General features: G+C 56.9%; 23 protein-coding genes and 3 pseudogenes. 8 read left to right on the forward strand and 18 right to left on the reverse strand.

From position 1 onward, the window contains the following. Nucleotides 1-34 precede the first annotated feature (34 nt). The 3 genes from EJA05_RS17230 to EJA05_RS17240 form a co-directional block, all read right to left on the reverse strand. The gene (locus tag EJA05_RS17230; RefSeq protein ID WP_125859160.1) at nucleotides 35-589 is read right to left on the reverse strand and encodes an OsmC family protein; all 555 of its coding nucleotides are present in this window, start codon (nucleotides 587-589) and stop codon (nucleotides 35-37) included. Between the two features lie 229 nt (nucleotides 590-818). Then, on the reverse strand, nucleotides 819-1,151 hold the full coding sequence (locus EJA05_RS17235) for a carboxymuconolactone decarboxylase family protein (RefSeq protein WP_125859161.1): 333 nt from the start codon (nucleotides 1,149-1,151) through the stop codon (nucleotides 819-821). A gap of 413 nt (nucleotides 1,152-1,564) precedes the next feature. Further along, nucleotides 1,565-3,034, reverse strand: coding sequence for an amino acid permease (locus EJA05_RS17240; RefSeq protein WP_125859162.1), 1,470 nt, complete (start codon nucleotides 3,032-3,034; stop codon nucleotides 1,565-1,567). Between the two features lie 332 nt (nucleotides 3,035-3,366). On the opposite strand from EJA05_RS17240, the gene metC reads away from it, so the two are divergent. Next, a complete protein-coding gene (metC, locus tag EJA05_RS17245; RefSeq protein WP_125859163.1) occupies nucleotides 3,367-4,542 on the forward strand; it encodes a cystathionine beta-lyase in 1,176 nt (391 codons plus the stop codon). A gap of 51 nt (nucleotides 4,543-4,593) precedes the next feature. Here metC and EJA05_RS17250 read toward each other — a convergent pair whose 3' ends face one another. After that, complete coding sequence (locus tag EJA05_RS17250) at nucleotides 4,594-5,160, reverse strand: TetR/AcrR family transcriptional regulator (RefSeq protein ID WP_125859164.1); 567 nt, start codon at nucleotides 5,158-5,160, stop codon at nucleotides 4,594-4,596. 320 nt (nucleotides 5,161-5,480) lie between these two features. Between EJA05_RS17250 and EJA05_RS17255 the strand changes: the two genes are divergently transcribed. After that, nucleotides 5,481-6,176 (forward strand): DsbA family oxidoreductase, encoded by a 696-nt coding sequence (locus EJA05_RS17255; protein WP_125859165.1) that lies wholly within the window; start codon nucleotides 5,481-5,483, stop codon nucleotides 6,174-6,176. 1,286 nt (nucleotides 6,177-7,462) lie between these two features. Here EJA05_RS17255 and EJA05_RS17265 read toward each other — a convergent pair. Continuing rightward, nucleotides 7,463-8,443, reverse strand: coding sequence for an IS5 family transposase (locus EJA05_RS17265; protein ID WP_125859166.1), 981 nt, complete (start codon nucleotides 8,441-8,443; stop codon nucleotides 7,463-7,465). Nucleotides 8,444-9,129: 686 nt separating this feature from the next. Next, nucleotides 9,130-9,375, reverse strand: a pseudogene (locus tag EJA05_RS17270) (transposase); the annotation flags it as partial. A gap of 300 nt (nucleotides 9,376-9,675) precedes the next feature. On the opposite strand from EJA05_RS17270, the gene EJA05_RS17275 reads away from it, so the two are divergent. Continuing rightward, on the forward strand, nucleotides 9,676-9,966 hold the full coding sequence (locus EJA05_RS17275) for a c-type cytochrome (RefSeq protein ID WP_125859167.1): 291 nt from the start codon (nucleotides 9,676-9,678) through the stop codon (nucleotides 9,964-9,966). Nucleotides 9,967-10,120: 154 nt separating this feature from the next. On the opposite strand, the gene EJA05_RS17280 is transcribed toward EJA05_RS17275, so the two are convergent. The 4 genes and pseudogenes from EJA05_RS17280 to EJA05_RS17295 form a co-directional block, all read right to left on the reverse strand. Next, entirely contained in the window at nucleotides 10,121-11,221 is a 1,101-nt protein-coding gene (locus EJA05_RS17280; protein WP_223811842.1) for an MFS transporter, read from the reverse strand. 85 nt (nucleotides 11,222-11,306) lie between these two features. Further along, a pseudogene (locus tag EJA05_RS28455) lies at nucleotides 11,307-11,855 on the reverse strand (acyl-CoA dehydrogenase family protein). Continuing rightward, entirely contained in the window at nucleotides 11,773-12,690 is a 918-nt protein-coding gene (locus EJA05_RS28460) for an acyl-CoA dehydrogenase family protein (protein WP_223811844.1), read from the reverse strand. Before EJA05_RS28460 ends, EJA05_RS28455 begins: the two are co-directional and overlap by 83 nt. Further along, on the reverse strand, nucleotides 12,687-12,965 hold the full coding sequence (locus EJA05_RS17295) for a MoaD/ThiS family protein (protein WP_125859168.1): 279 nt from the start codon (nucleotides 12,963-12,965) through the stop codon (nucleotides 12,687-12,689). The genes EJA05_RS28460 and EJA05_RS17295 overlap by 4 nt, the downstream gene beginning before the upstream one ends. A 183-nt stretch (nucleotides 12,966-13,148) precedes the next feature. Here EJA05_RS17295 and EJA05_RS17305 point away from each other — a divergent pair, with 183 nt between their 5' ends. The 4 genes from EJA05_RS17305 to EJA05_RS17320 all read left to right on the forward strand — a co-directional run bounded on the left by EJA05_RS17305 (nucleotide 13,149) and on the right by EJA05_RS17320 (nucleotide 16,658). Further along, complete coding sequence (locus EJA05_RS17305; RefSeq protein ID WP_125859169.1) at nucleotides 13,149-13,463, forward strand: copper uptake system-associated protein; 315 nt, start codon at nucleotides 13,149-13,151, stop codon at nucleotides 13,461-13,463. Nucleotides 13,464-13,588: 125 nt separating this feature from the next. Further along, on the forward strand, nucleotides 13,589-14,464 hold the full coding sequence (locus tag EJA05_RS17310) for a LysR family transcriptional regulator (protein ID WP_125859170.1): 876 nt from the start codon (nucleotides 13,589-13,591) through the stop codon (nucleotides 14,462-14,464). Between the two features lie 104 nt (nucleotides 14,465-14,568). Beyond that, nucleotides 14,569-15,735, forward strand: coding sequence for a pyridoxal phosphate-dependent aminotransferase (locus EJA05_RS17315; RefSeq protein WP_125859171.1), 1,167 nt, complete (start codon nucleotides 14,569-14,571; stop codon nucleotides 15,733-15,735). 47 nt (nucleotides 15,736-15,782) lie between these two features. After that, nucleotides 15,783-16,658: an AEC family transporter gene (locus EJA05_RS17320; RefSeq protein ID WP_407692102.1), complete on the forward strand. Its 876-nt coding sequence runs from the start codon at nucleotides 15,783-15,785 to the stop codon at nucleotides 16,656-16,658. A gap of 21 nt (nucleotides 16,659-16,679) precedes the next feature. Here the strand turns inward: EJA05_RS17320 and EJA05_RS17325 are convergent, their stop codons facing one another. The 4 genes from EJA05_RS17325 to EJA05_RS17340 all read right to left on the reverse strand — a co-directional run bounded on the left by EJA05_RS17325 (nucleotide 16,680) and on the right by EJA05_RS17340 (nucleotide 19,318). Further along, a complete protein-coding gene (locus EJA05_RS17325; protein ID WP_125859173.1) occupies nucleotides 16,680-17,606 on the reverse strand; it encodes a LysR family transcriptional regulator in 927 nt (308 codons plus the stop codon). Between the two features lie 77 nt (nucleotides 17,607-17,683). Further along, nucleotides 17,684-18,256, reverse strand: a complete 573-nt coding sequence (locus EJA05_RS17330; protein ID WP_125859174.1) for a putative natural product biosynthesis protein — start codon at nucleotides 18,254-18,256, stop codon at nucleotides 17,684-17,686. A gap of 83 nt (nucleotides 18,257-18,339) precedes the next feature. After that, entirely contained in the window at nucleotides 18,340-18,717 is a 378-nt protein-coding gene (locus tag EJA05_RS17335; RefSeq protein ID WP_223811845.1) for a DUF2946 family protein, read from the reverse strand. Between the two features lie 220 nt (nucleotides 18,718-18,937). Then, nucleotides 18,938-19,318: a DUF2946 domain-containing protein gene (locus tag EJA05_RS17340; RefSeq protein WP_125859175.1), complete on the reverse strand. Its 381-nt coding sequence runs from the start codon at nucleotides 19,316-19,318 to the stop codon at nucleotides 18,938-18,940. 305 nt (nucleotides 19,319-19,623) lie between these two features. On the opposite strand from EJA05_RS17340, the pseudogene EJA05_RS17345 reads away from it, so the two are divergent. Further along, nucleotides 19,624-20,073 (forward strand): annotated as a pseudogene (locus tag EJA05_RS17345) (cytochrome ubiquinol oxidase subunit I); the annotation flags it as partial. Between the two features lie 398 nt (nucleotides 20,074-20,471). Here EJA05_RS17345 and EJA05_RS17350 read toward each other — a convergent pair. From EJA05_RS17350 to EJA05_RS17365, 4 genes are all read right to left on the reverse strand, one after another. Beyond that, entirely contained in the window at nucleotides 20,472-22,418 is a 1,947-nt protein-coding gene (locus EJA05_RS17350) for a TonB-dependent receptor (RefSeq protein WP_125859176.1), read from the reverse strand. 6 nt (nucleotides 22,419-22,424) lie between these two features. Then, on the reverse strand, nucleotides 22,425-22,679 hold the full coding sequence (locus EJA05_RS17355) for a hypothetical protein (protein WP_125859177.1): 255 nt from the start codon (nucleotides 22,677-22,679) through the stop codon (nucleotides 22,425-22,427). Between the two features lie 71 nt (nucleotides 22,680-22,750). Further along, nucleotides 22,751-23,152 carry a DUF2946 domain-containing protein gene (locus EJA05_RS17360; RefSeq protein ID WP_125859178.1) on the reverse strand — a complete coding sequence of 134 codons (402 nt, stop codon included), beginning with the start codon at nucleotides 23,150-23,152 and terminating at the stop codon, nucleotides 22,751-22,753. Beyond that, the gene (locus EJA05_RS17365; RefSeq protein ID WP_190305999.1) at nucleotides 23,139-24,302 is read right to left on the reverse strand and encodes a PepSY-associated TM helix domain-containing protein; all 1,164 of its coding nucleotides are present in this window, start codon (nucleotides 24,300-24,302) and stop codon (nucleotides 23,139-23,141) included. Before EJA05_RS17365 ends, EJA05_RS17360 begins: the two co-directional genes overlap by 14 nt. Nucleotides 24,303-24,314 lie beyond the last annotated feature (12 nt).

The following is a 24,314-nucleotide window of genomic DNA, read 5'->3' on the forward strand; positions in this document are numbered from 1 at the left end:
GGCAACGATCCTATCATGCGTAGGTGCAGACTAATTACGAATTACGTACCTCCAAAGTCGGAATCATCCGAATTGCCTTCGAGAAATTGGCCAAGTTTACCGAGGTCTTAGTTACTACTTTGTGCAGTTCTTCGACGCGCTCTTTCGGGGCGTCGGTATCGATACGAACAGTGTAGCTTACCTCGTCGTAACCTGGGTTGACGCTCTCGTTCAAGCCGAGGAAGCCCCTGAGATCCAGCTTGCCGTCCGCTTCGATTTCAAGGCTGTTGACCTTGATACCCATGGCTGCAGCGTTGGCCACATAGCCGACAGACAGGCATGCGTTCAGAGCAGCCATCAGAAGTTCTTGTGGGTTCGGAGCACTGTTAGCGCCCAGCAGTTGCTCAGGCTCATCGGCAGCGATTTCGAAGTGACGCTGGTAATTTTCGCCACCTAGAGAGTAGTGGTTGACGGTAGCGACAGTGCGAGTCTGGTGCTCCCACTTGGTCTTCACATTAAAACGAGCTTCGCCTACCGCTGGCGATTCGGTGACACTTTGTGCGAACTGCTGCAGGGCTGCTACATCAATGCCATTCAGGTTGTTACTCATCTGCTTTTCCTCTCAAGTGCACTTAAGCGCCGGACGGCTTAAGATGAATCACAATAAATCTATCAACCAGTTGGTACAATTACAAGCTCTTGATCGACACATATTTTGCACAGGCTTGTAGCGTGCTTCGCGTATTGCGCCTACCTATCAAATTGTGCAGTCATTCACACTTGAGCAACAAACTGACTGTCTCAATATGTATTGGTATCTAACAGATAGGCTTACCTGTTTACTCTTTATCGAAGGCATCCAGAACGTGGGTACTGTAGACGAGTGCTGCACCTGCGTTCATGTTGATCGCTACACCAAGGGCTTCAGACACCTCTTCAACGGTTACGCCGAGCTTTTTGGCTTCGGCGACGTGGAATGCGATGCAGCCATCGCAGCGCGTAGTTACGGCGACTGCCAGGGAAATTAACTCGCGAGTCTTAGCATCCAGATGGTTAGTCTTGGCGCCTGCGCCACCCAGAGCCATGACACCTTTGATGGTGTCCGGAGAAAGCGCGCCCAATTGCATGAGTCGAGCGTTGATATCTTGACGGGCTTGTTTCCAATCTTGCATGTGATCCTCGCAGTTTCGCTATGGCACAGAAAGTAAGTTATCACCCAAGGAGCCGGGTTTAAATAATGTTACCATCTAGTAGGTAGGCTGACAAGAGCTGTCGTTCGCCACCCGTAGGTGGCTCTCCAATCACGTCAGCACAGGCCACCCGACCTGTGCTGAAATAGCCTTCCGTTCAGCGACCGCAGCAAGCTTTGCCATGAGCCCGATGAGCTTCTCCGTTTTCGAATATTCCGGTAAGCGCATACGAAGCCCGGGGCGATTCAGGCCAAGGGTGGCGATAGATCAACAGCCGTGAGCTTGCCTAGCTAAATCCCTAGCTCGCCAGCCAGAGCACGTATGAAGCAGCCGGCTTGAGGAAAAAGCATCTGCGGAAAAGCCGCGCTAGGCGCGGCTTCGTATGACGGGGCAAATCACTTAAGAACCGTCACTTCCGGGACAACCCGGCCTTCTGGCTTTTTATTTTTTACATGTGCTGTACGCGACCAGCCCCACATCAACGCAATCGCAATAACTGGAATCATCAGCAGCGTATACGTCCCATTGGGATAATCGAACCCGATCATGACCAACACTACAAGTAAGAAGCCCAAGGTCAACCAAGAGGTATATGGAGCGCCTGGCATCTTAAACTCAACCGCTTCTACCTCTCCTCTCTTGACAGCTCGTCTGAAGTAGATTTGCGAGAGAACAATGAATCCCCAAGTTGACAGAACCCCAAGGGCGGCTACGTTCAACATCAACTCAAAGATCTGAGAAGGGATCAAGTAGTTCAGAAGTACGCCAATAGCATTGATTGCCACTGTCAAGATAATGCCCTTGAACGGAACGCCCTGCGAATTCATGGCAGCCAACGACTTAGGTGCAGAGCCACCCATCGCAAGCGAGCGAAGCACCCGGCCAGTGGCGTACAAGCCTGAATTGAGACTCGACAATGCTGCCGTCAATACCACGATGTTCATTACCGTACCGATACCTGGTACGCCAAGAGCGCCAAAGAACGTCACGAACGGACTAACATTGGCTTCGTACATCGTCCACGGTAAAACCGTAACCAACAAGACCACAGAGCCAACATAGAAAAGCCCAATCCGCCAAATTACGCCATTGATAGCCTTGGGAAGAACTTTTTTCGGATTTTCAGTCTCGCCTGCCGCCGTACCTACCAACTCAATACTGGCATAAGCGAACACCACCCCCTGCATGATAATGATTGCTGGGAGCACACCATTAGGGAAGATACCGCCATTGTTGAAAATTAGATCCAACCCTGGCTGATGCCCTGCAATCTCATGGCCTGTTGCGAAGAAGAAGGTCCCTACTGCCAGGAAGGTACCGATAGCAGCTACCTTGATTACTGCGAACCAAAATTCCATTTCCCCGAACCACTTAACGCCGACCATATTAAGCAGCGTGACGAGCCCTAATGCACTCAGTGCAAAAAACCATTGAGGCACGTCACTGAACATATTCCAGTATTTCATATAAATTGCAATGGCCGTAATATCTACTACACCCGTCGTTGCCCATACAAGAAAATACATCCAGCCGGCAACGTAGGCGACTTTTTCGCCCATGAACTCACGAGTATAGGATACGAAACTACCGGAACTTGGCCGATGCATGATCAGCTCTCCCAGTGCGCGTAGTATCAGGAACGCAAATAAACCACATACTAAATACGCCACTGCTAACCCTGGCCCGGCTGTGTGCAACCTGCTGCCAGCTCCCAGAAAAAGGCCGGTCCCGATAGCGCCTCCAAGTGCGATCATCTGAACATGGCGATTTTTTAGATTTTTTGCATAGCCATGCTCATGGGATTCAAGCCACGACTTTTTATCAACGTCGGAATCTGGCTTAACTTTTATTTTTGTGTTTGTCATAGTCCACCTAATCACTCATAGGGTGTCAGTGCCGCTCCGCCACGAAACACTGATTCATCAACAACGCTACTGCGGTGCTCCTCGACCAGACTTGGCTTATGCCAATGCTTTCCATGGAAGCGACGAAGCCAAATGGTTTGTTAGAGACGATAAAACGCTACCACCTAGTAGGTAGACATTCAACAAAAATCATAATATTGGTATAAATAGCTGATTTATAAGGATTTTTACATCCTCTACCACTAGGTAGCGGTTTGCGTATATGATGCCTAAGGGTTTAGGATGCACAGCACCCGACGCCTTAAATAATGGCCTTTGTCATGGAAACGGTTATGAGTGCAAAACAAGAGTATGATGTGCAAACGCTTTTGACCCATGGTGGAATACAGCCCGACCAGCATCACGGGTTCGTGAATACACCGATTTATCGCGGGTCGACTGTCGTATTCCCTAGCGCCGAGGCATTTCGTGAGGGACGGCAAAAATACCAGTACGGTCGATGGGGGAACCCCTCTACCGATGCATTGACAAGCGCAATCAAAGCGCTAGAAGGAGCAGAAGGTACGGTGCTATGCCCTTCGGGCCTTGCCGCATGCTCAACGGCGATCCTTGCTCTGATGGAAGCTGGTGATCATATTTTGATCCCAGATAACGTCTACTCACCCGTTCGCACGCTGTGCGATTCACTGCAGAACCGCTTCAATTTTGAAGTGACTTATTACGACCCCACCCTTGGTGCTGACATCGAGAGCCTGGTCAAACCGAACACGAAGGTCATCTACACCGAGTCACCCGGCTCCCTGACCATGGAGGTCCAGGACATCCCTGCCATCGTGAGAGTCGCCCGGACACACGGCGCATTCACTATCACCGATAACACGTGGGGTACACCTCTCTTCTTCCCCGCCATTGAGCATGGAATCGATCTTTCGGTGATGGCCGCGACCAAATATATCGTAGGTCATTCTGATGCGATGCTGGGTACCATTTCTGCTTCGCCGCGCGCGTGGGATAAGATCAAATCCTTCCACGCACTGACGGGCATTTTCGCCAGCCCCGACGACGTTACGCTTGCCCTCCGCGGGCTACGCACGTTGCATGTACGCCTGGAGCGACACCAGAGAAATGCGATCGCTGTAGGGAAATGGCTTGAGCAACGATCCGAAGTGAAATCGGTTTTCTACCCAGCTCTCGAATCCCATCCTCAGCACAACCTTTGGAAGCGAGATTTCAAAGGTGCTTCTGGGCTCTTGTCGTTTGTGACACGAGAGGCACCACAGGCGTGTGTAGACAAGCTTGTTGATTCATTGAAGTTGTTCTCGATTGGATACTCGTGGGGAGGCTTTGAGAGCCTGGTGCTCCCCGCAACGCTACAATCAATAAGAACCGCAAAACCATGGGAAGAGCCAGGGCATTTGATTCGACTTCATGTCGGCCTGGAAGACGCTGACGATCTTATTCGAGATCTAGAGGAAGCGCTTAATGAATTCAGTAAAAATTTGAAGTAACTTCCGTGTCAGTCTCGCCGGCGCGCTAGCCCGACGTCGGCGACGACCAAATCACGAATGCTTTGTAAAGCCACTCAAGAAGCATTCAAAAGAATTCTCAGAACTAGAGTCTTCTTGGATAGCCCAAGAAACAAAGGCCTCCCCCTCCAAGAAATTCAGAATCGTTCGAGAAAGTGGCTTGAGCCCTTGCGAAGTCTTTATTTCGCCCTCCTCTTGCCCGAGCTTGACCGTATCCTCTACCCAACGTAGATGTAGCTCAAAAAAGCCTTTAGTGAGCTTACGCAGGCTATCCGGTAGTACAGCGATTTCCGCGGCCAGAGCGCCACAAAGCGGCAGAAGGCTCGCATCACGACTTTCACGAAATAAGGCGGAGAACGCAATTAGACGCTGCACCGCGCTTTCAGACTCCTGATCGATTTGCTCAAGACGCTTACAGAATCTGAAGATATAGTTCTCCACAATCGCCACACCTAATTTTTCCTTTGTTGGGAAGTGGTGATGGATGCTTGCTTTACTAATACCAATGATGTGTGCAAGGTCAGCATAACTGAACGCTGCATACCCTTTTGTGCGCAACAAAGACTCTGCAGATGCAAGAAGGTCAGTACGGGTACTCATTCCAAACTCGCTTAACAAAATAAGCTTACAGAATACCTCGTTTTACACGCACCATCAAGGTACCGCCTATCCTAGGACGGCCCCCTTAAATATAGCTCGCAGTGAAGCCACGTAAACCGGCCTTGCACATGACCCGAGATGCTGACAACACAGGAGACAGCAAGGCGAAAAACCTGAAAATTGACTTGAGGCAAGTGCCTACCCACCCGCGAACAGGCTTCACGTGAGGCACGTTCCCCACCAGCACTGAGAGACATTGCAGGGCTACCTACTAGATGGTAGAATTAGACTAAACCTATCATTTCCACTTGGAATTAACCATGACCACCTCGATCCAAAGCCTCACCGTTGATGTCTGGTCTGATTTTGCCTGCCCGTGGTGCTGGATTGCAAAGCATCGCTTCGAAATGGCACTCGCAAACTTTAAGCATCGCGACCAAATCAAGGTTAATCATAGAGCTTACCGCCTAGCGATAGGCCAAAGACCAATGCCAATCAAAGACGTTCTGCTTAAAAAATTTGGTAACCATCGCTCAGTGGACGATTTTGTAAATAGCATTCAAACTCACGCAGAGGCGACAGGCCTAGTCTATAATTTTGACACACTATTATTTGGTGACACGACCGCTGTTCATGCTTTAGTTAAAGCTGCCGACAGGCTTGACGTTAGCCAGGCACTGATCGAAAATCTCTATGAAGCTAGTATTACGCGAGGAGTCTCACTCTACGATCTCGATTCAATTGCGGTGGAGGCGGCAAAACTAGACATCCCGAAAGAATTTGTCAAAAACGCTTGGACCAATAGCGAATTAATTCGATTGATTACTAAGGATGAGTCTACGGCCAAGAGCTTCGGAAGCGGGGTCCCGCTTTTCCAACTTGCCAAAACCTGCACTATATCGGGCGCGCAATCAGTAGAGGTATTTACTCAGAGTCTTGAGCAAATGTACTCTTCAGCCACCAGCAGTCTATCATACCAAGGTATGACTTGTGACCTGAGTGGATGCGAAGGTTAACTCATAATTTAGCCCTCGATGCGCTCCAGGCCTAGCTCGTTATTCTCAGGGCTACCCTGCGCCCACAGTTCACATAAGAAATATTTAAGCAATTTTGACTACGAGAACTCTTGGAGCTTTATTAGCGACCCTATTCACTGTGACGTATTGCGCCAATGTGCGGCCATTCACCACTCATCATCGCTTAGCGGAAACCAATCGAAAATTTGCATCCTTGGAAACAGCCAGCGCAGTGCAATCACTGGAGGAAACTTTTACCTTCAAGGGATTTCTTATCGTTGAACTTTGGAAGCTTACAGATCTGCGCCACACTCTACAAAGAACTTTAGAGTTATCTGGAACGAGAGCTGCTCCAGGCCTATCAGAGGGATCAGAGGGATCAGCCAGCTAGTTTATCAACCACCATACCCACCAGACCCCGGACAGATAATATGGGCAACAAAGAATCCAGCCCCCCCTCCTTCAGATTCAGCACCACGCGGACTGAAGGCTCCCGCCGGGTGAGGTACTCTGAGGGAAATCACATCAACACTGAGGAATGCCTTCTCTGCGTTCCAACGGATGATCACCCCAGAGCAACCCCGGATGTTGCCGCTGACCGAAACCTGACCGAGGGTTTAAACTGCTTCGACTTACTTTTCGAGCAGGAAACACAGGCTGATCCGCATGGAAATGCTGGGACAAATATTACGTATCGAATCTCAGGGTTTCGAGGAGGGGGCTGAGAAACCTCATCTTGCCTGCTACGCGCAAACAGCCGGTCAGCGAGATCAAGCTGGAGCACACAACCACGATCATCACCGAGTTGCGTCGCCAACGCATATCATAGCCCTAGCAAACTGGCTATCGGAACACCAGCCGACCCAATGCTATCTGGCGAGTGCTATCCGCAAGAATTGAGTGCGGTTGGTAACGACTGCGCTGCCGGGCGATGATCGTTATCTTTCGCTTCAGCCGTATGTGTATGACTAGAACTAACACGCTGGGGCTCATTCAAGGCGAAGAAAAATACCGCCACCGCCATCGAAGCCACTGAAAATGGTACCAAGGTACGGATACTGAAAATCGCTGTAGCGCTTTTTCGACGCGGGACTTCACACAACCGGTCTTGCTGAGCAGGAGAAGGCTACAGTCCTGGATCGAGGCGCTCTATATCATTTAGGGATGCTCCGATCAACTTGCCGAAAAGCGGCGGCAGGCCAAACATTCTCCGGCGCGTACCGCTGCTTGCCGAAAGAAAGTCCCATGCACAGCGTTTTGAGGGCTTTGTCGCCCGGTCTTCCGTGTTACGCGCGTAACTTGCCCATACCCATCAGCTGCTTTCGAGCCATCCATAGGTTCGACAGAGCGAACAGAGTGGTCAACTGAGCCGTGTTCTTCATCAGCCCTCGAAAGCGCACTTTCACGTAACCAAATTGCCGTTTGATCACCCGAAACGGTTGCTCAACCTTGGCCCGTGTCTGAGCTTTGCAGTACTCAATTTGGCGCTTGGCTTTGTAAAGCAGGCTGCGTTTGTTCAGCTTGGAATACGTGCTGCGGCGCGCGGCGACTTGCCAGATCACCTCACGATTTTCATGCTCTTCGCGCTTCTCGACACCGGTGTACCCGGCGTCTGCATACACCGCGTTTTCTTCGCCATGCAACAGCTCGGCGACCTGTGTGACATCGGCCACATTGGCTGCGGTGCCATGGACGTGATGAACCAGGCCGGATTCAGCATCGACGCCGATATGAGCCTTCATCCCGAAAAAATACTGATTGCCTTTCTTGGTCTGATGCATCTCGGGATCGCGCTTGCCTTCTTCGTTCTTGGTCGAACTTGGGGCATGAATAATGGTGGCATCAACGATGGTGCCCTGGCGCAACGACAGGCCTTTCTCCTGCAAGTAACCGTTGATGACCGCAAGGATCGCAGGTGCGAGTTGATGCTTCTCCAGCAAGTGCCGGAAATTCATGATCGTGGTGTCTTCGGGGATCGGCGCGCTCAGCGTCAGGCGTGCGAACTGGCGCATAGGCGTGATTTCGTAGAGCGCTTCTTCCATGGCCGGATCGCTCAGGGAGAACCAGTTCTGCAACAGATGGATGCGCAGCATGGTTTCCAGCGGGTAGGGTTTTCTACCGCCGCCGGCCTTGGGATAGAACGGCTCGATCAGCCCCAGCAGCCCAGTCCAGGGCACGACCTGATCCATCTCGGCGAGGAAGCGTTCGCGGCGTGTCTGCTTGCGCTTGCCGGCATATTCGAAGTCGGAAAAGCTCATCTGGCTCATGGGTGGCTCGGATCAGGTGGTCAGGCGTATTTCAGCACATTTGGGGACTTGATCGGAGAATCCTTAGGCAAAAGGAAGAGTTGCTATTCGAAATGACCAGCCGCTATCTGCGTATCGTGATTGCTGAATGTGCCCCGTTGTGAGAACGCGATCTGCCTGCAGAGGACAATTTCGGCAGTTCTCCGCCATAGTCATGCACACGCTCGGGGAAAATCTGGCCGAGGTGACTGTGTGGTTCCGTGAAATATATTCCGCCATCGGCGCACGCCAGCCGAACCGCTAAACTTGCACCGTCAGTATAAAAAGCTCTGGTCATTAATCCTCAGCGCAGGCGTCCAGGAGAAGACCTTTTGTACATCAGACTCGTTGGCCGTAATGCCCGACTCCACTGCAGATTTCTTTTGCGACACCATTCTGCCGAGACTAAAAATTCCGCAAGCTTGACCACCATCAGCGGCGCAACACCTGCTGCGCCGGGGATGCCGTTGGCCAAGGTAGGAATGCCCGCCATAAAGAAATGACCGGACGGATCGAATCAATTGTTCTTGTTGATTTAATCGAATCTTCCCCTGTTGCAGCTAGTGTTGCTCTCTGCTGCCCAAGACCAACGCCACGCCGCCTAGGACAGGCACACTTAATTGAACCGTAGCCACTTGAAACGCTGTCAGTTGGCGCACCGCGCTATACTAGGCTCTGTCTGAAAAGAGGTGTCTCAAACACCGCATCGCGCAGGCCAGCGAGACCATCGCTGCATAACTTTTCGTCAGCTTGTCGAAGCGAGTCACGATCCTTCGATTCTCTTTCAGCCAGCCAAACATGCGCTCGATCACATTGCGTTGACGGTACTTTGGGCGATCGAACAGGCGGGGTAGCCCAGGCTTGGGTTTGCGCTTCATCGAGCGCAAAGGAACAACCGACTGCATGCGGTATCGAGCGTTCCTGAGTCCTCGGAGTATGGATGCCCGTTGGCGCTATGAAAAAACAAAAGCCGGGGCGATCCGCCTCCCCGACTTTTGTTTGATTCAATGAAAACCCTGCCAAGAGTACAACACCGGATCGACTGCAACTTAGCATAGCACTCTGGCAACGCGGCGCTGCGACAGCACGCCGCACCCTCGGCACCCAATCTGCATCTGAGGCCACTACGCCAGCCCTGCGTCAGAACGTCGCACCTCACAGCTACCGTCGCTTCCATAGACTCAGGTCTCCAATAAAAACCTGAGAGGTAGGTCATGAAAAAAACACTCGCAATGCTAGCCTGTATAGCAACAGCAAGCCTGGCTCACGCCGCCCAGGACCCAGAGGCAGTGTTCAAGCGCGCCTGCCAGATGTGCCACAACGGCCAACTGCCCATGGCGCCGAAAAAAGGTGACCACGAAGCCTGGAAAACGCGTCTTGCCCAAGGCAATGACGTGCTGGTCAAGCACGTCACCGAGGGCTTCAATGCAATGCCGCCTCGGGGCCTGTGCATGGACTGCAGCGCCGATGACTACAAGGCCGTGATCGACTACATGTCCAGGTGATTAATGCCCAATGCCGCACGTACCGTAGCGCGGCGGATAGCGGGTATTGGCTCATCCCCTGCTGTCGCGCCGCCGAGCACCCAAATACAGGCACAGAAACGCACCAAGCAGCAACACCGCGATCATCGCCCACCTCACCTGGCTGTAACCCTGACTACGCCCGAGCAGCAAACCGAACAACGGCGGCCCCAACGCGAAACCACCGAAGAACCCCACCGACAACAGACTCGCAGAGGCAGCCGGCGCACCAAACGAGCGGTCGCGCAGCACCATGCTCATCGCCACCGAATTGGTCCCCACCGCGGTCAGCCCCATGCCCATACTGCTGACCCAGAGCCACGACCAGGACTGCGGGCCAGCCGGGCTCACACTGTAGACCGCCAGCGCCGCAAGCAGGCAGGCATAGCACGCCCAGCATCAGGCTTTCGTCCTTCATGCGTGCGGCCAGTGGGGTCAGCAGCACACGCGCCAGGATCCCCATCAACCCAAATACCGCTACCAGCGAACCCGCTAGCACCGCAGGCATGTCCTGGGCGCGGGCATAGACCCCAAGATAAGTGACGAACGACGACAAGGTGATGGCCACGCAACACTGCACAGCCATCAACAGGGCCAGGCAGGCCGACGGGCGTTGAAGGGTGATCGGCAGGCCTGCCTTGCCCGCCTGCCGTGCAGGTAGAGAGCGCATGCCGATGCACCCCAACAGCAGGGCAATCGGGGCGAACAGCACAAGTGCCGTTCGCCAGCCCAGGCCCTGAGCGATGGCAGGTAACAGTAACCACGCGAACAGCGCCGACACCTGCACCCTGGCCTGCTCGAAACCAACGGTCGCGGCCCGCTCGGCAACCGGCAGATTTTCGGCGATCAACAGATTGGTCGCAGGATTGGCCAATGCCTGGGCCGCGCCACAGATGGCCAGGGCGATCACCAGCCCGTAGAAGCCTGGCAGAAGGCCGGCCAACGCATACGCCAGGGCGTAGGCGCCAAACAGCAGCCCCAACGCCCGCCGCCCACCGAGTCGATCGACGATGGCCCCGGCCCACAACGAGAGCAGCGCGGCCAGGGCGAAGGCACTCATGGTCAGGTAATCCAGCCTGGTCTCGGGAACACCCAAATCGGCGACCTGGTACGGGCCCAACGCACCGATGGCGTAGAACACCAGCATGGGCAAGGCCATGGCCGCACCCAGCAAGCTGCGCAGCAACAGCGCGGAGGGTTGTCGGACCTGCGCCATAAACGCGTGATCAGTCTGCATGTTGGCCGTCCTTGTCGTCGTCCATTGCGGTTATCCCGTGTACAGATAACGACGACGGCGCGGCGAAATTCAACCCACTCCCGGCTTAGTGGGCAGCGATCATCTGCCGTCCCACGGCGCTGACGAGCGCATCGTCAGTACCATCCATGAAGTGGCTGGCGCGGGCATGTCGGTAGATCCCCGACAGAGGCGTAGCGTCGCCCAGCCCCTCGGCGCCGTAGACCTAGATCGCTGAATCCGCATTCAGGCTCAAGGCCCTGGATGCCGCCAGCTTGGCGAGGTCGGCTTCCACGTCGTGAGGCTGCCCCTGATCGAACCGGGTCGCGGCGTCGCGCAGCAGTGATCGGGTGGCATAGATCGCCTGGTACGCCTCAACCATGCGTGAGCGCACCAGTTGCTTGTCCGCAAGGCGCGCCAGGGTGCCTCGTGGCGAGACAATACGCGCGCCCATCAGGTCAGAGCAGCGCTGCGCCATGCCCAGCAAGTGCGCAGAGCGCAGCAGGCGCCCCAGGCCCAGACGCTCCTGGATCAGCGCAAAGCCCTGACCGACTTCACCCAGGACCTGCTGCGGGTCGACCCGCACGGCACAAAGCCGTACCCCCGATTGCCCCTGATAGCGCCCCAGTACGCTCATCCTCCCGGCGACTTCCAGGCCGGGCGTGCCGACGCACCACGAACAAGGTCAGCGCCTGCTCCACCGGCCCATCACCGGTGCGTGCCACCACGGTGATGAATGCCGCCTGCTCGGCACGGCAGATAAACCACTTCTCGCCGTCCAGCCGCAAATGATCGCCGCACCGATGAGCGCGGGTCTTGAGGGTTGCGGATATCGAGCCGATGCTGTTGGGCTCCGACATGCCGAAACTGGCCACAACCTCCCCGGCGAGCACTGGCACGAGTACCTCATGGCGCAACGCCTCACTGCCGTGACGCAGCATGATGAAGGGCGGGCGCAGCCGTGCAGAAGAACAGCCGGCAGGCAACTGTTCGGCGCCCTCCTCGGCAGTCGCCCCGGCGAGGTACTGGCTGATGCACAACAACCCCGCCCCAGGCAGTGACAGGCTGCACTCGACAGCCTTGCTGACGCGCAGGCGCCCCAACGCCGAGGCCATCAGCCAGGTCAACACCAGGCTGGCTGCCACGTTGGTAAGGTAATCCAGATCGATGGCCTCCGCCTGTCCACGTGCCCGGCCATGTACCGCCATCAGGCCGCAGGCGGCCTGCAGGGTGAATTCGCTGATAGCCCTCGGGGCATCGCTGACCCAGCCGGAGATGCTGCAGTGGACCGGTTGCATGCCCTCGCCTTCCAGCCGATAGATCCGCCGCCGCCCGTCACCTGACGCATGGCGAACCTCCAGCCCCAACGCCCGCGCCTGGACGCTCAAGGCGCGCTGCAGCGGATCATGTGGGTCGGCGAAGGGGCCGAGCAGCCGGCAGCCGCCCAGCACGGTCGGCGAAACATCGCTCATCGTGCGCCTCCGGCGACGGCGTGTAGGAGGGTGAGTTCATCGTGGTCGCTCACAGCAGTGTCAAGGTTATCGAGAAAACGGATGTCCTCATCGTTGAGGTACAGGTTGATGAAGCGATGCAGTTGCTGCTCGTCCATCAGCCGCTGGCGAATGCCCGGGTAGCACCGCTCGAGGTCTTCGACGACCTCGCGCACCGTCTGCCCTTGGGCCTGGACACGCTTGCTGCCGTGGGTGTAGCTGCGCAACAGGGTGGGAACACTGACAAAAACCGGCATGGGGTACTCCTCGGCCACAAGGCCGATAACAGGAAGAATCGGACGGTGGCGCGGCTCAGGCCGCGCGGGTGCCGCTGTCGATGATGCGCAGGCTCTCTTTGATCACCTTGCCCTACGCGATGCGGTAGCACCGCACAGGATGCTCGCAGCCCAAGACGGTAGAGAGGATCAGGTAGTGAACCTGTGGCTCGTTGGCGAACTCGATATCGGCTTTGCTCGGATACCCTCGAGGGCGACCACGCCGTGGCCGGCTGGCTGCAGGACCAGCGCGGCGGCCGCGCCCTGCTGCGCAAGGGCCATGGCTGGGGCGTGGTGTTGTGCGCGGGTGATTCGCTACTGGACCCGGCTTCCCTGCGCAGCGCCGGGCTGCGTGAACAGGGCGCCGAACGACTCAGCCAGGCGGTGCGCGAGGCCGAACGCAGCCAGCCAACCGAACGGATCAGGCAGTTCGCGCTGTTTCACGGCGTGGTCAAGGACGCCGCTCACGGCAATCACTGAAATCCTGCTACTCAAGGGTCGGCATGTCCCAAGCACGGGCAAGCGGGCCTTGCAGTTTCGTCAAGACAGCACGTATAAAACCAACCCCGTACCTGCTTGCCGGCAGCAAAGCATGAGAAAACACTATGTCATTGCGTGCACTTCGTTCTTTGATCGCTATCGCTCAGCACGGCTCGTTTGCGCGAGCGGCAGACACCGTCCATCTCACCCAATCGGCAGTGAGCCTGCACGTAAAGTCGCTTGAAGAAGAGTTCAATGCCGCTTTGTTCGACCGCTCGCGGCGCTTGCCCGTGCTAACCGACGCTGGCCATCTGGCCGTGGAGCGCGCGCACGAGATCATTGCACTTTACGACAGCATTGCTTCGGACATTGGGGCTGATAACGAGCTGCGCGGCCGACTGAAAATCGGCGCCATCCAGACGGCATTGGCCGGTGCCTTGCCACTTGCCCTCGCCGCACTGGCCGCCGAACACCCTCACCTGCGCATAAACGTAGCCTCGGGCATGTCTGCCGAATTGGCCACGCGCGTAGAGGCGGGCGAGTTGGATGTCGCGATCACTACAGAGCCGGTGAAACCATACCCCTACGGCCTGGTCAGTACGACACTCTATGAAGAAGGCTTTTGGATCATTGCGCCGAGCTCATGCGCAGGCCTGGATTTTCGACAGCTACTTCAACAACTCCCCTTCATCCGCTTTGACCGCAGGGCCTGGGCCGGGCGCACCATTGATCGAGAGCTTCGGCGGATGCGCCTGCGGGTGAAAACCAGCATGGAGCTGGACAGCCAGGATGCAATCATCCAGATGGTTGCCAGCGGTTTGGGGGTGTCAGTGGTGCCGCTATCGAACCAAAACCTCGAAGACCTCAAGCACCTGGACGTGCAGCCGTTCGGATCACCGCAAAGCACGCGTCGCGTTGTGCTTCTGGAACAAGAAGAAAGACCACTCGCACGGCTGGCGGCAGCGCTGGCGCAAGCGGTCAAACAGCACGCGCCTACGTGATGACCCATGATTAAAACTTGTTGAACCGTGAATTTTAAATCGTTTTTACTTTAGGTCTCGAGTTCATATCGTAGTGCCCATCCCACTGTATTGCGAAGGGCACCATGCACAATATCGAAACGCCAAACAGCGCTTTCCAATCGCCGATTCTGCTCATGGCCAAACGTGCCGCCGCAATGCGCGCCGCGGGTCGAGACATCGTTGACCTGACGCTCGGTGAACCTGACTTCAACGCCCCCGCGCACGTAATAGAAGCTGCGCATCAAGCCTTGGGCAGCCGCCTGAGCTATGCCCCGTCAAACGGCATTGAGCCCCTGCGCCGTGCTATTCGTATGCGGGCCTGGGAAGATCGCGGGTTGGACTTCGGCGATGATCAAATCGCGGTGGGATGTGGCGCAAAGCAGATTATTTTCAACGCATTCCAGGCTACCCTAACGCCCGCTGACGAGGTTATCGTCCCCGCGCCCTACTGGGCCAGCTATCCCGCCATGATTAAGATGTGCGGCGCGCAACCGATCATCCTGCCGACCACCGCTTCGCAAGGCTTCAGGCTGACTGCAGAGCACCTGACAGCGGGTCTGCGCCGAGCAGTATCGCCCAAGTGGGTGGTGCTCAATGCGCCCGGCAATCCTTCAGGGGCACTTTACTCAAAGCGCGACCTCCACGCGTTGGCTGACGTTCTGCGCCAGTACCCGAAGGTGATGGTGTTGTCCGACGATATCTACGCAGAAATCCGCTTCACCCAGGAGCCTTATCTGACACTGGCGTCAGTAGCGCCAGATCTGGCAGAACGCATCCTCATTGTCGACGGCGTATCCAAAGCCTATGCCATGACAGGTTGGCGCGTCGGCTGGGGGTGCGGGTCGAAATCACTGATTTCGGCAATCACTACCGTGCAATCACAAAACTGTACACAGACCAGCACCTTGAGCCAACGTGCTGCAGTGGCTGCGCTTGAAGGGCCACGAGACTTTCTGGCCGAGCGCAACGCGATCTATCGGCAGCGCCGGGATGCTGCGCTTCACGTCCTGCGCTCGAGCAACAAGCTGCAGGTGCCCTGCCCGGAGGGTGCGTTCTATCTACTTGCGCAGCTCAAAACGAGCATTGACGACCAAGCTCTTGCGCTTGATCTACTCGAAGCCGGCATCGCAACGGTTCCCGGAAGTGCCTTTGGACTGCCTGGGCACCTGAGGCTTTCTTTTGCCACAGACGAAGCCACCTTGGTTGAAGGGTGCAAGCGCTTGGTTAGTGCGCTGGAGGCGTACGCGTGACGGCCGAACTTTTAATAGCACTTGCTCCTATCGCATTGCTGATTGTCATGGGTACCTGGCTCAAGCGCAGTCGATTTTTGCAAGACAGCTTCTGGGCACAGGCCGAGCGCCTGGGTTACTACGTTCTGCTGCCGGCGCTTTTTCTGCACGGTCTGGCGACCGCCAAGCTGGACAATGTACCCGTCCAAGGGATGATCATGGCGCTTGTCCTTTCGACGGTCATGGTCGCGGTGCTGATGGTCGGTGCCCGTCCGTTGATCAAAGACAACGACGCGGCGTTCACGTCCATTTTCCAGGGCGCGGTGCGCTTCAACAATTATGTAGGCGTCTCAGTGGTGGCCGGCTTGTTCGGCGCCCAGGGCATCGCGCTGGCTGCCGTAGCCAATGCGGCCATAGTGCCGACAGTGAACATTCTGTGTGTACTGGTGTTCGCCCGCTACGGCACAGGGGGCGGAATGTCTGTGTGCAAGGTTGCCAGGCAAGTGGCACTTAACCCACTTGTTCTGGCCTGCTTCGCAGGTATAGCGCTTCAGGCGCTGGGGTTGGGCCTGCCGGTTGGCATCGAGCCGGTGATCAAGGCTTTAGGGCAAGCGTCGTTGCCGTTGGGCTTGCTTTGTGTGGGGGCTGCGCTTGAGCTGGGCTCTGTACGCAGTTGGTTTCGACCCGTCGCGTATTCATCGGTGGTCAAGTTTCTGATCATGCCGCTGATGACGCTGTGCGCTTGTCATGTGGTGGGGCTGGGCGGCAAGGCCGCCATCGCGGCATTGCTTTTCCAGGCACTGCCGACCGCCTCATCATCCTACATCATGGCGCGGCAGCTAGGCGGGGATGCGCCCCTGATGGCAGGAATCATTGCCAGCCAGACGTTACTTGCAGCAGTGGTTCTGCCCATTGCTGTGATCGTCTTGATCCCCTGGATCTGATACCAGAACTGGCACGGCCCCTCAAGCACAGAGGGTCTGCACATCGCCAGCCAACATACCCGGCATGTGATCCATCAGATGATGGATCCAGGTGCTGGTGCGCACATCCGTCTGCTGCCGGCTCGGATAGATCGCATAGATAGCACCAGGCCGAGCATGGTAACTTGGCAACACCTGGAGCAGACTGCCGTTGCGCAAACCCTCAGCTGCCGCATATGCCGGCAGCAAACCTATTCCCAACCCCGCCACGATCGCCGATCGCATTGCGTCTTCCGAATCAACCCGTAGTGGCGTCTGCGCCAGCGGCACCTTGACTGGCCCAGAAGGGCCGTAAAGCTGCCAATCATCAGAGTGCCGCGCACCATCACAAAAGCTGAGACAGGCATGCGCACGCAAATCCTGCGCACCTTCCAAGGGAGCATGGCTCGCCAGGTAGCCTGGCGACGCGCAGAGAATCGCGTCTACGCTACCCAGTGCCTGCACACAGTACGCCACCTGAGGCGGTGAGTTCTGCAACAGGATCGACATGTCATAGCCATCCTTGTACAGGTCTGGCAATCGGTTGGATAGCGTCAGCTTGAACGTGACCTCGGGATAGCGTTTACGGTATCGGGTGATCAGGTCCACCACGTAGTGCTGTCCCAACCCGTGCATCGCGTGGATACGCAACTCCCCCATCGGCCGGTTGTGCTGTTGCTGCACCTCGCTCTCGGCCGTGTCTACCAACGTAAGTATCTGCTCGCAGCGTGCCAGATACCGTTTGCCTGCTTCTGTCAGGGCGACACGGCGAGTGGTGCGATTGAGCAGGCGAATACGCAGGTGTGCCTCCAGTTGCGTGAGCATACGGGAGATGTTCGCCGTGCTGGTTTGCAGTCGTTCAGCCGCGCCCGTCAGGCTGCCCGCCTGGACCACGGAACGAAACGCGCGCATGAATTGCAGTACATCCATCGTCAGAGCCTCGAAGTGGGTTGAATATCATGTCGCTGTCGGGCGAGCCCTCGGTCCGCCCGTGCAAACACACAGCCCTAGCCGGGCACTGGCAACCAACGCCGAAAGCTGACCGCACCTTTGCCACTGAGTGGGCTCCATGAGAAGTCCCACGGTGGCGACGGCAGTTGCTTGCTGTCTTCAAGCGTAAATGCGCCAGCACGCGCCCCCTGCTTCCACTCCACCACCACCTCGCCCATCGGTTGCCAAGCCAGTACCAGGCCACGGGCTTGGGAAACATCACTGGCAACCCACAACGCCGCCGCTGCGACTAGAAAAGCTTCGATGTGCTTATCGGTAACCTGGGCCTTGTAAGGCGAACTCAGCAGCCAGCGGCAGACGCTGACGTAATAGGTCCAGTCCAGTGACGGATGATTCCGATAGGCCCAGGTCATGAAACGACGAAATAGCTCCAGACCTTCAGGAGGGTCCAGTTTGAGCAAGCTCGGACATACATCGAACAACGTATGCCAGTACGGCAGCAGGCGTGCGTCAAGATGCACGAAACTGCGGGCATTGCAGGGGTAATCGGGAAACGGCAACAAAAAATCACCGTTGCGAGCTGCATTACCGGGGACCGGCACCGCCGGAGAGGTCAAGGCGCGAGACATCGCGTGCTCCTGAAATCATTAGCCATCGGCAGGCTCGCACGTCAGCAGAACGCTGAAGGGCGACAACCTGTATTCACTTCGGATCAGAGGATTGATGCAGGCGAGGCGCGAGGGTTGATCGATGGCCAGTCATGACGGGGCGAACGGTGTTGACCGCTGGCCTGAGGGACCTCAGGAGAAATTTGTGGCAGCCAGCGCGAGAGCAGCAGGCTAGCCGTAATCGGCACCGGACCGTTTGCCTGAGAACAACAGCAATGCCCCGAGTCCGACACTTGCGAGGAACTGACCGGGTCCTTGTCTACCGCCAGATACTGCGCGCCACCGGAAGCGCAGTAACTGCCGGAAAGCAGTTGCACCAAGCTCAGCTCACCCGCAACACTGGCCACGGACAAGGCGAACACCTTGAACAACATCGCCATCAGCGCTGCTATCCATAAATTGTCCCAGGTGGTTTTACTCATGCCGCAGCGCTGCACTGTCAAACCACTCTCGGGCGGGAGTCAACGCGCAGCGCTAGACCCGCCAGTACTGGCGAGATAATCAGATAGTTCATGGCTCATGCCCTTGACAGCTGACGATCACCTGGGCGCACCACCTACGTTCTGACGGACGTGAAAATGGACGATCAGGCGCCCTGGAGCATGAGCAAAAGCTCGCTCCAGCACTCGAGTGCAGATAGTCTCAGAGAGGGGATGCGCGTGGGTTGGCCGAGGGCCAACAATATCGAGGCGGCGCCTCAGTGCGCACCTCAGCATTGATCAGGCGTCGATTGGCGCGTGCCAATAACCAGAACACGCCAAATAGAAACAGCAGGCAAAAAAAGGATGCCGAACACAACGGGCAAGCGAATGGGCTGCTCAATTCTTCGGTTACAAGCGCGCTACCCTCCTCGGCCTGGAGCGTCGAGGTGTCGCCACCAAGACTGCAGAACACACCGCTGATCCCTATCAAGGCAAAGCCCAGCGCCTGACCGTGCCCCAGCCCACAGGAAAACACATTGAACAGGACACAGAAATACAGTGCCCAGGTAGTGAGAGGACGGTGGGAGTGGTTGCGATTCATGGCACGGACTCTAGCACCGAAAGCGCTCAGGTTGAAGCACACCTCCTGAGCAACCTGGGTGCGACACCCTGCCACAGCCATCAGTCTTCGCTGCGGCCAGATGCCGAGTGGCGCATGGCGCATGGCGCATGGCGGGGCAGATTGTCGCAGTTGGTGATGCCTGGCACGGTCTTTAAAGTGACGCCGCCGTCGCATCGACGACTTTGCACCATTCAAGAATTTACTGCCAGCAAGCTCGCCCAGGACCTGAGCGCTTATTCCAGCAACCGGCGCCGAAAGGTGCCGTCCCGTGAGGCTTAAACATTATGAGCATGTTCGAGGCGTTGGACCTGGCCCGAATCCAGTTCGCATTCACTATTTGATTTCACATCCTTTTCCCTGCCATCACCATTGGCCTGGCCAGTTATCTAGCGGTACTTGAAGGCCTTTGGCTCAAGACCCAGCAAAGCGTTTACCGCGACCTCTACCACTTCTGGTCGAAAATCTTTGCCGTGAACTTCGGCATGGGCGTTGTCTTGGGCCTGGTCATGGCCTACCAGTTCGGCACCAACTGAAGCCGCTTCAGCGACTTCGCGGGTGCTGTGACCGGGCCGCTGCTGACGTATGAAGTACTGACCGCGTTCTTCCTTGAAGCGAGCTTCCTCGGTGTGATGCTGTTCGGCTGGAACCGCGTGGGCCGTGGCCTGCACTTCTTTTCCACGGTGATGGTGGCGATTGGCACACTGGTTTCAGCTTTCTGGATTCTCGTGCGTAATTGCAGTCACTTGACCACCTGTTTGCATCCGACGTGACCAGTCATTTGCATCGACTTGACCAGTCGCTCGCGTGGGGGGCTTGCCAGTGGCTCACCGGTAATCGTTGGCCTGTTCCTTGGATGTCCATGCCCGACCTAACTCAAGGCAATGGAACGTTGCGATGGAGATCGGGCATTTTGCCCACCACTACTCAAGCCTGCTCACCCTGCTCATGAGGTATTACTCAACGCAGGCACCGCCCGCGAAACCGCTGAAAAATGGAATATCCGCGCAGAGGACATGGATTACATCTACAACTCAGACAGCTAACTCTTAACGCACAGACCAAGCCCTCAATCGCTGTCTGTTGGATGATGGCTGCTCCGGCAGGCACAGCCAGGAACTGATCTCCCGCCGACCTAGAACTTGAAAGCGAGGCTCAGCTCAACGCTTCGTGGAGCACCGAGGTAGATCTGGGTCGCTGAATAGCCTGAGTACTCGCCATAGAACCTATCGGTGAGGTTGCGCCCGCGAAGCGTCAGGGTCGCATTCTTCATTTCATAGGCAATCGACGCGTCGAGCGTCGTGTAGCCCTCAACGAAATAGGTGTTGGCGGTGTCGGTGTAGAAGCCGCCTGAGTGCCTGACGTATGCGCCGACTGTGATTGGAACGGATTCGAAACGATAGATCAGTGCTGCATTGGCGGTTGTTCGTGGGACGTTGACCGGATGGTTACCGGAGCGGTCAGCACCGCCTGCCTCGACAAGCTCTTCGTAATGCGCATCGACAACCGAACCCCCGAGGTCGGCCCGCAGTTGCGAGGTGAGCTGTGCCGAGCTCGTCAGCTCAACGGCGCGCGAGCGCTGTTTGCCGCCCTGCACGGTCCAGGTGCTGTCGTTGGGATTGCGCGTCAGAATATCTTCGAGGTCGATCTGGTACAGCGCACCAGTCAAGCTTGTCCGTCCGTCAAACATCGACGCCTTGAAGTCCACTTCCACGGACCGGCCCTTGGAGAGGTCGAAGTCGCCGTTGGCCGAGGAAATGAGCAAAAGCGACGAGACCGGCGTTACGGCGGTGCTGTACTGCGCATGGAGTTGGATGTCAGGGGTCAGGTTGTAGACGGTGCCTAGGCGCCAAGAGAACGGGTCATACGTGGGGCGAAATTTCTGTGCTGTGCCCAGAGTTACGTCTTCCACCGTGCGGCGCAGATTGATGTCCTCATAACGCATTCCGCCAATCAGCAGCCAGTCGTCCGTGAGGTTGAAGGCGTCCTCGGCAAAGACGGCGGTGTTGTCCATATTCGACTGATACAGCACGTTGCGCCCTGCGCCCGGCCAGTTTTGCGCGGCGCTTGAGGGGAAGCTGCCCACGTCGGGATTCCACGGGTCTACTGATGTGGTGGTCCCGTTCTGCCATGGATTGTTCAGATCGGTGTAGCTATACTCTGCTCCCACACTGAACCGGTTCCGGAATCCGCCAATAAGCTGATCAGTGCTGGCCGAGAGGCGTTCGTTCCAGAACTGGTGGTCGTAGCTGACCCGCTGCACGGTTCGGTTGAACATCCCGGTGCCGGCGTTGTAGTTCTGCTCGGAAGAAACGAAGAACTCCCTGTGAGCGGTGTAGTAGCTGATGATGTTGTTGAGGGTCCAGTCTTCGCTCAGGCGGTAGTCGGTGGTCCAGCGCCATGACGTGCTGCGCGCACCGGAGTTGGCACCGTCAGGGTTGTAGTTGCTGCGTCGCAGCGACTTGTCGATCACCAGGCCATTCTTGCTGCTCACGATGCCACTAGGGTTGCGAGCCACAGACGCCGGCACCAGTAGGGAGCCGTTGTAGGTGGAGTCGTATTCGTCATAGTCATGATCAAACGCGAAGATCATCGACAGATCGTCGTTGGGTTTGAACAGCAAGCTTGCGCTGATGTTGAGCGTGGTCGTTTCCTGGTCATCGACGTCGTAGAAACCGTCCGAATTCACGTAACTGACATCAGCACGCAGCGCCATGGTGTCGTTGAGAGGCTGATTGACGCCGATCGCAGCCCGCTTGGTTCCGAAACTCCCGGTGCTGATCAATCCTTCGAGCTTCTGCTCGTCCAGGGTCGGCTTGCGTGTGACCAGGTTCACCGCACCGCCCAGAGAGCCCTCGCCATACAGGACAGACGCGGGGCCTTTCAGTACCTCAATCTTTTCGTACTTCCAAGTGTCCATGTCGCGTGTGGTGACGGTTGAGGCAGCCACCCGCACGCCGTATTGCATAACGTTCACGGTGTTCCCGGTGAAGCCGCGCATTGAGATGACGGCCGGGTTGCCTGGCACGTTACCCACGGTCACGCCTATCACGTCGGCGAACGCCTCTTTGGTGGTACGCAGCCCTTTCTACTGCATATCGGCCTGGGTCTTGGTCTCGATGGATGCTGGTGTTTCACGGGCGGTCAGGCCCAGGCGGCTACCCACGGCATTCGGGGTGTCCAGGTGCAGGCGGTCGTCAGCTTCATTGATCGGCTGACCACTCACTTGGGTCGCTGGAAGCTCAAGGTTGATGGTTGGTGCAGGTTCGGCAAGTGCGCTTTTGCAGGCCAGGGGAAGCAGGCAGGCAGCAGCGATCTGCACGGCAAGTCGCAAAGAGTTCATGGATCGTCTCGATGTAAGGTCGGAATACACGGTAGCCTCACCGATGGTGAGTGAGTTGCTCGAACGGGCCTTTACGACATCGAGCCTGCAGGTGGGGCGTGACTCATGGCTCCGGGGAATACCGGGACATCACGCGCAGCGAGACGCAGGGAAAACGGATTGCCGTAGCAGGTAGCGACGGCTCGAAGATACAGCCCAGTCTGACTCTGTGGGATGCCTGGGGTGTGGAAAAACAGTGAGCAATACCCGCAAGCATCCAGCAGGTCATGCAAATGGGCCTTTGAATGCCCATAACCATGCTCTGTGGCTGGCATGGCCATGCAGTGATCAGGCACCTCAGCGGCTGTTACACGCTGCACCCATGCGCTGCCCTGGCCGATCAGCGGCCCGAGCACCACTATGAGCATGGCGAAGATCGCCAAACTGATTCCAGGTTGGCGTCCTGCCATACGCATCAGATCACGGGGTTTCATCCGCCGTCCTGGCGGTGGTTGCCCGTTGGGTCAGAACCAGATCAAGGGCCAGCAGCAACACTAGGCTGCCCCCCAGCACAGGCAACGCATAACCGAGCAGCGCACCGACCACGATCAGCCCATAACGACCAGGCGTGGGGATCTCGCACCACGCTGTGAGGAGTGTTGGCTGACGTGCGATGACCGGCCGGCGCCGCCACCACATCAGGTAGCCGAGAATCACCATGAGCGCCAAGCCCAGGCCTGTCACTACCAGGATCAACTGATTAAGCGGACCGAACAGCAGCCCCATGTACACGTCGATTCCCCACCGCGTCAATTTGGCTGCGAGGGGATAATCCAAGAATCTGGCGTCGTCCACGACTTGCAGATTGTGTGGGTCGATCGATACAGCGTCGACCTGGGTCGGCAGGCCGGGCGCGATCTCCCTGACAATCCAGGCACTGGCATCATCCCGGCCCGGCTTGATCTCAACCTTGCCGGCGTTAATCCCCGCCGAGCGTGCACTGTTGAGCACACCGAGGAACTGCTTGGCCTGCTGAGGTGACATGGACATGTTCATGTCCATCGCGTGGTGATTGTGCTCAGCATGCTGGTCGACCACTGCGGGTGATGTTTTAGGGCCAAGAACAGTACTGACAGTAGGCGTACCCCAACCAAACTGCGCGCGTAGTACGCCGATGTTGCCACCTGCAAAGCGTGACCAGGTGAGTCCAGTCGCCGAGAAGAACAACAACCCCAGCAGCAACCACAAGCCGGCGGTTCTGTGCAGACTGCGGATGCTTTTGCGACGCCCCGTAGCCGCAGGGTTGGCCAGCCAAAGCGCCAAGCCGCCGAGAGCGGCGACCCACAGCCAGGAAGCAGCCAGTTCGCTATAAAGACGCCCCGGATCGCCGAGCAACAGGCTTCGGTGGAACTGATCTATCGCGGTTCGCAGCGGCAACACACCGCTGGTGCCATACACATTCAGCTCTCCCAGCACCTCTGCCGTGACCGGGTCGACGAACACCGCCCGGCTCTCCGACGCCCCGTGGCTGGCGTCAGTGAACATCACCCGAGTGGTATCGCCTGCGCCCGGAGCAGGTCGCACGGCGGTGATGACCGCATGGTGCCCTGCAGCGTGCTGGGCACTTTGAATTTGTTCGTCCAACGGTTTGGCTGG

It is taken from the genome of Pseudomonas oryziphila (assembly GCF_003940825.1).
Classification (GTDB): domain Bacteria; phylum Pseudomonadota; class Gammaproteobacteria; order Pseudomonadales; family Pseudomonadaceae; genus Aquipseudomonas; species Aquipseudomonas sichuanensis.

Excerpts from the sequence above, each read along its gene's own strand:
- EJA05_RS17230 (WP_125859160.1), bottom strand. The coding sequence starts at position 589 with ATGAGTAACAACCTGAATGGCATTGATGTAGCAGCCCTGCAGCAGTTC.
- EJA05_RS17235 (WP_125859161.1), bottom strand. The coding sequence starts at position 1,151 with ATGCAAGATTGGAAACAAGCCCGTCAAGATATCAACGCTCGACTCATG.
- EJA05_RS17240 (WP_125859162.1), bottom strand. The coding sequence starts at position 3,034 with ATGACAAACACAAAAATAAAAGTTAAGCCAGATTCCGACGTTGATAAA.
- metC (WP_125859163.1), top strand. The coding sequence starts at position 3,367 with ATGAGTGCAAAACAAGAGTATGATGTGCAAACGCTTTTGACCCATGGT.
- EJA05_RS17250 (WP_125859164.1), bottom strand. The coding sequence starts at position 5,160 with ATGAGTACCCGTACTGACCTTCTTGCATCTGCAGAGTCTTTGTTGCGC.
- EJA05_RS17255 (WP_125859165.1), top strand. The coding sequence starts at position 5,481 with ATGACCACCTCGATCCAAAGCCTCACCGTTGATGTCTGGTCTGATTTT.
- EJA05_RS17265 (WP_125859166.1), bottom strand. The coding sequence starts at position 8,443 with ATGAGCCAGATGAGCTTTTCCGACTTCGAATATGCCGGCAAGCGCAAG.
- EJA05_RS17275 (WP_125859167.1), top strand. The coding sequence starts at position 9,676 with ATGAAAAAAACACTCGCAATGCTAGCCTGTATAGCAACAGCAAGCCTG.
- EJA05_RS17280 (WP_223811842.1), bottom strand. The coding sequence starts at position 11,221 with ATGCAGACTGATCACGCGTTTATGGCGCAGGTCCGACAACCCTCCGCG.
- EJA05_RS28460 (WP_223811844.1), bottom strand. The coding sequence starts at position 12,690 with ATGAGCGATGTTTCGCCGACCGTGCTGGGCGGCTGCCGGCTGCTCGGC.
- EJA05_RS17295 (WP_125859168.1), bottom strand. The coding sequence starts at position 12,965 with ATGCCGGTTTTTGTCAGTGTTCCCACCCTGTTGCGCAGCTACACCCAC.
- EJA05_RS17310 (WP_125859170.1), top strand. The coding sequence starts at position 13,589 with ATGTCATTGCGTGCACTTCGTTCTTTGATCGCTATCGCTCAGCACGGC.
- EJA05_RS17315 (WP_125859171.1), top strand. The coding sequence starts at position 14,569 with ATGCACAATATCGAAACGCCAAACAGCGCTTTCCAATCGCCGATTCTG.
- EJA05_RS17320 (WP_407692102.1), top strand. The coding sequence starts at position 15,783 with ATGGGTACCTGGCTCAAGCGCAGTCGATTTTTGCAAGACAGCTTCTGG.
- EJA05_RS17325 (WP_125859173.1), bottom strand. The coding sequence starts at position 17,606 with ATGGATGTACTGCAATTCATGCGCGCGTTTCGTTCCGTGGTCCAGGCG.
- EJA05_RS17330 (WP_125859174.1), bottom strand. The coding sequence starts at position 18,256 with ATGTCTCGCGCCTTGACCTCTCCGGCGGTGCCGGTCCCCGGTAATGCA.
- EJA05_RS17335 (WP_223811845.1), bottom strand. The coding sequence starts at position 18,717 with ATGAGTAAAACCACCTGGGACAATTTATGGATAGCAGCGCTGATGGCG.
- EJA05_RS17340 (WP_125859175.1), bottom strand. The coding sequence starts at position 19,318 with ATGAATCGCAACCACTCCCACCGTCCTCTCACTACCTGGGCACTGTAT.
- EJA05_RS17355 (WP_125859177.1), bottom strand. The coding sequence starts at position 22,679 with ATGAACTCTTTGCGACTTGCCGTGCAGATCGCTGCTGCCTGCCTGCTT.
- EJA05_RS17360 (WP_125859178.1), bottom strand. The coding sequence starts at position 23,152 with ATGAAACCCCGTGATCTGATGCGTATGGCAGGACGCCAACCTGGAATC.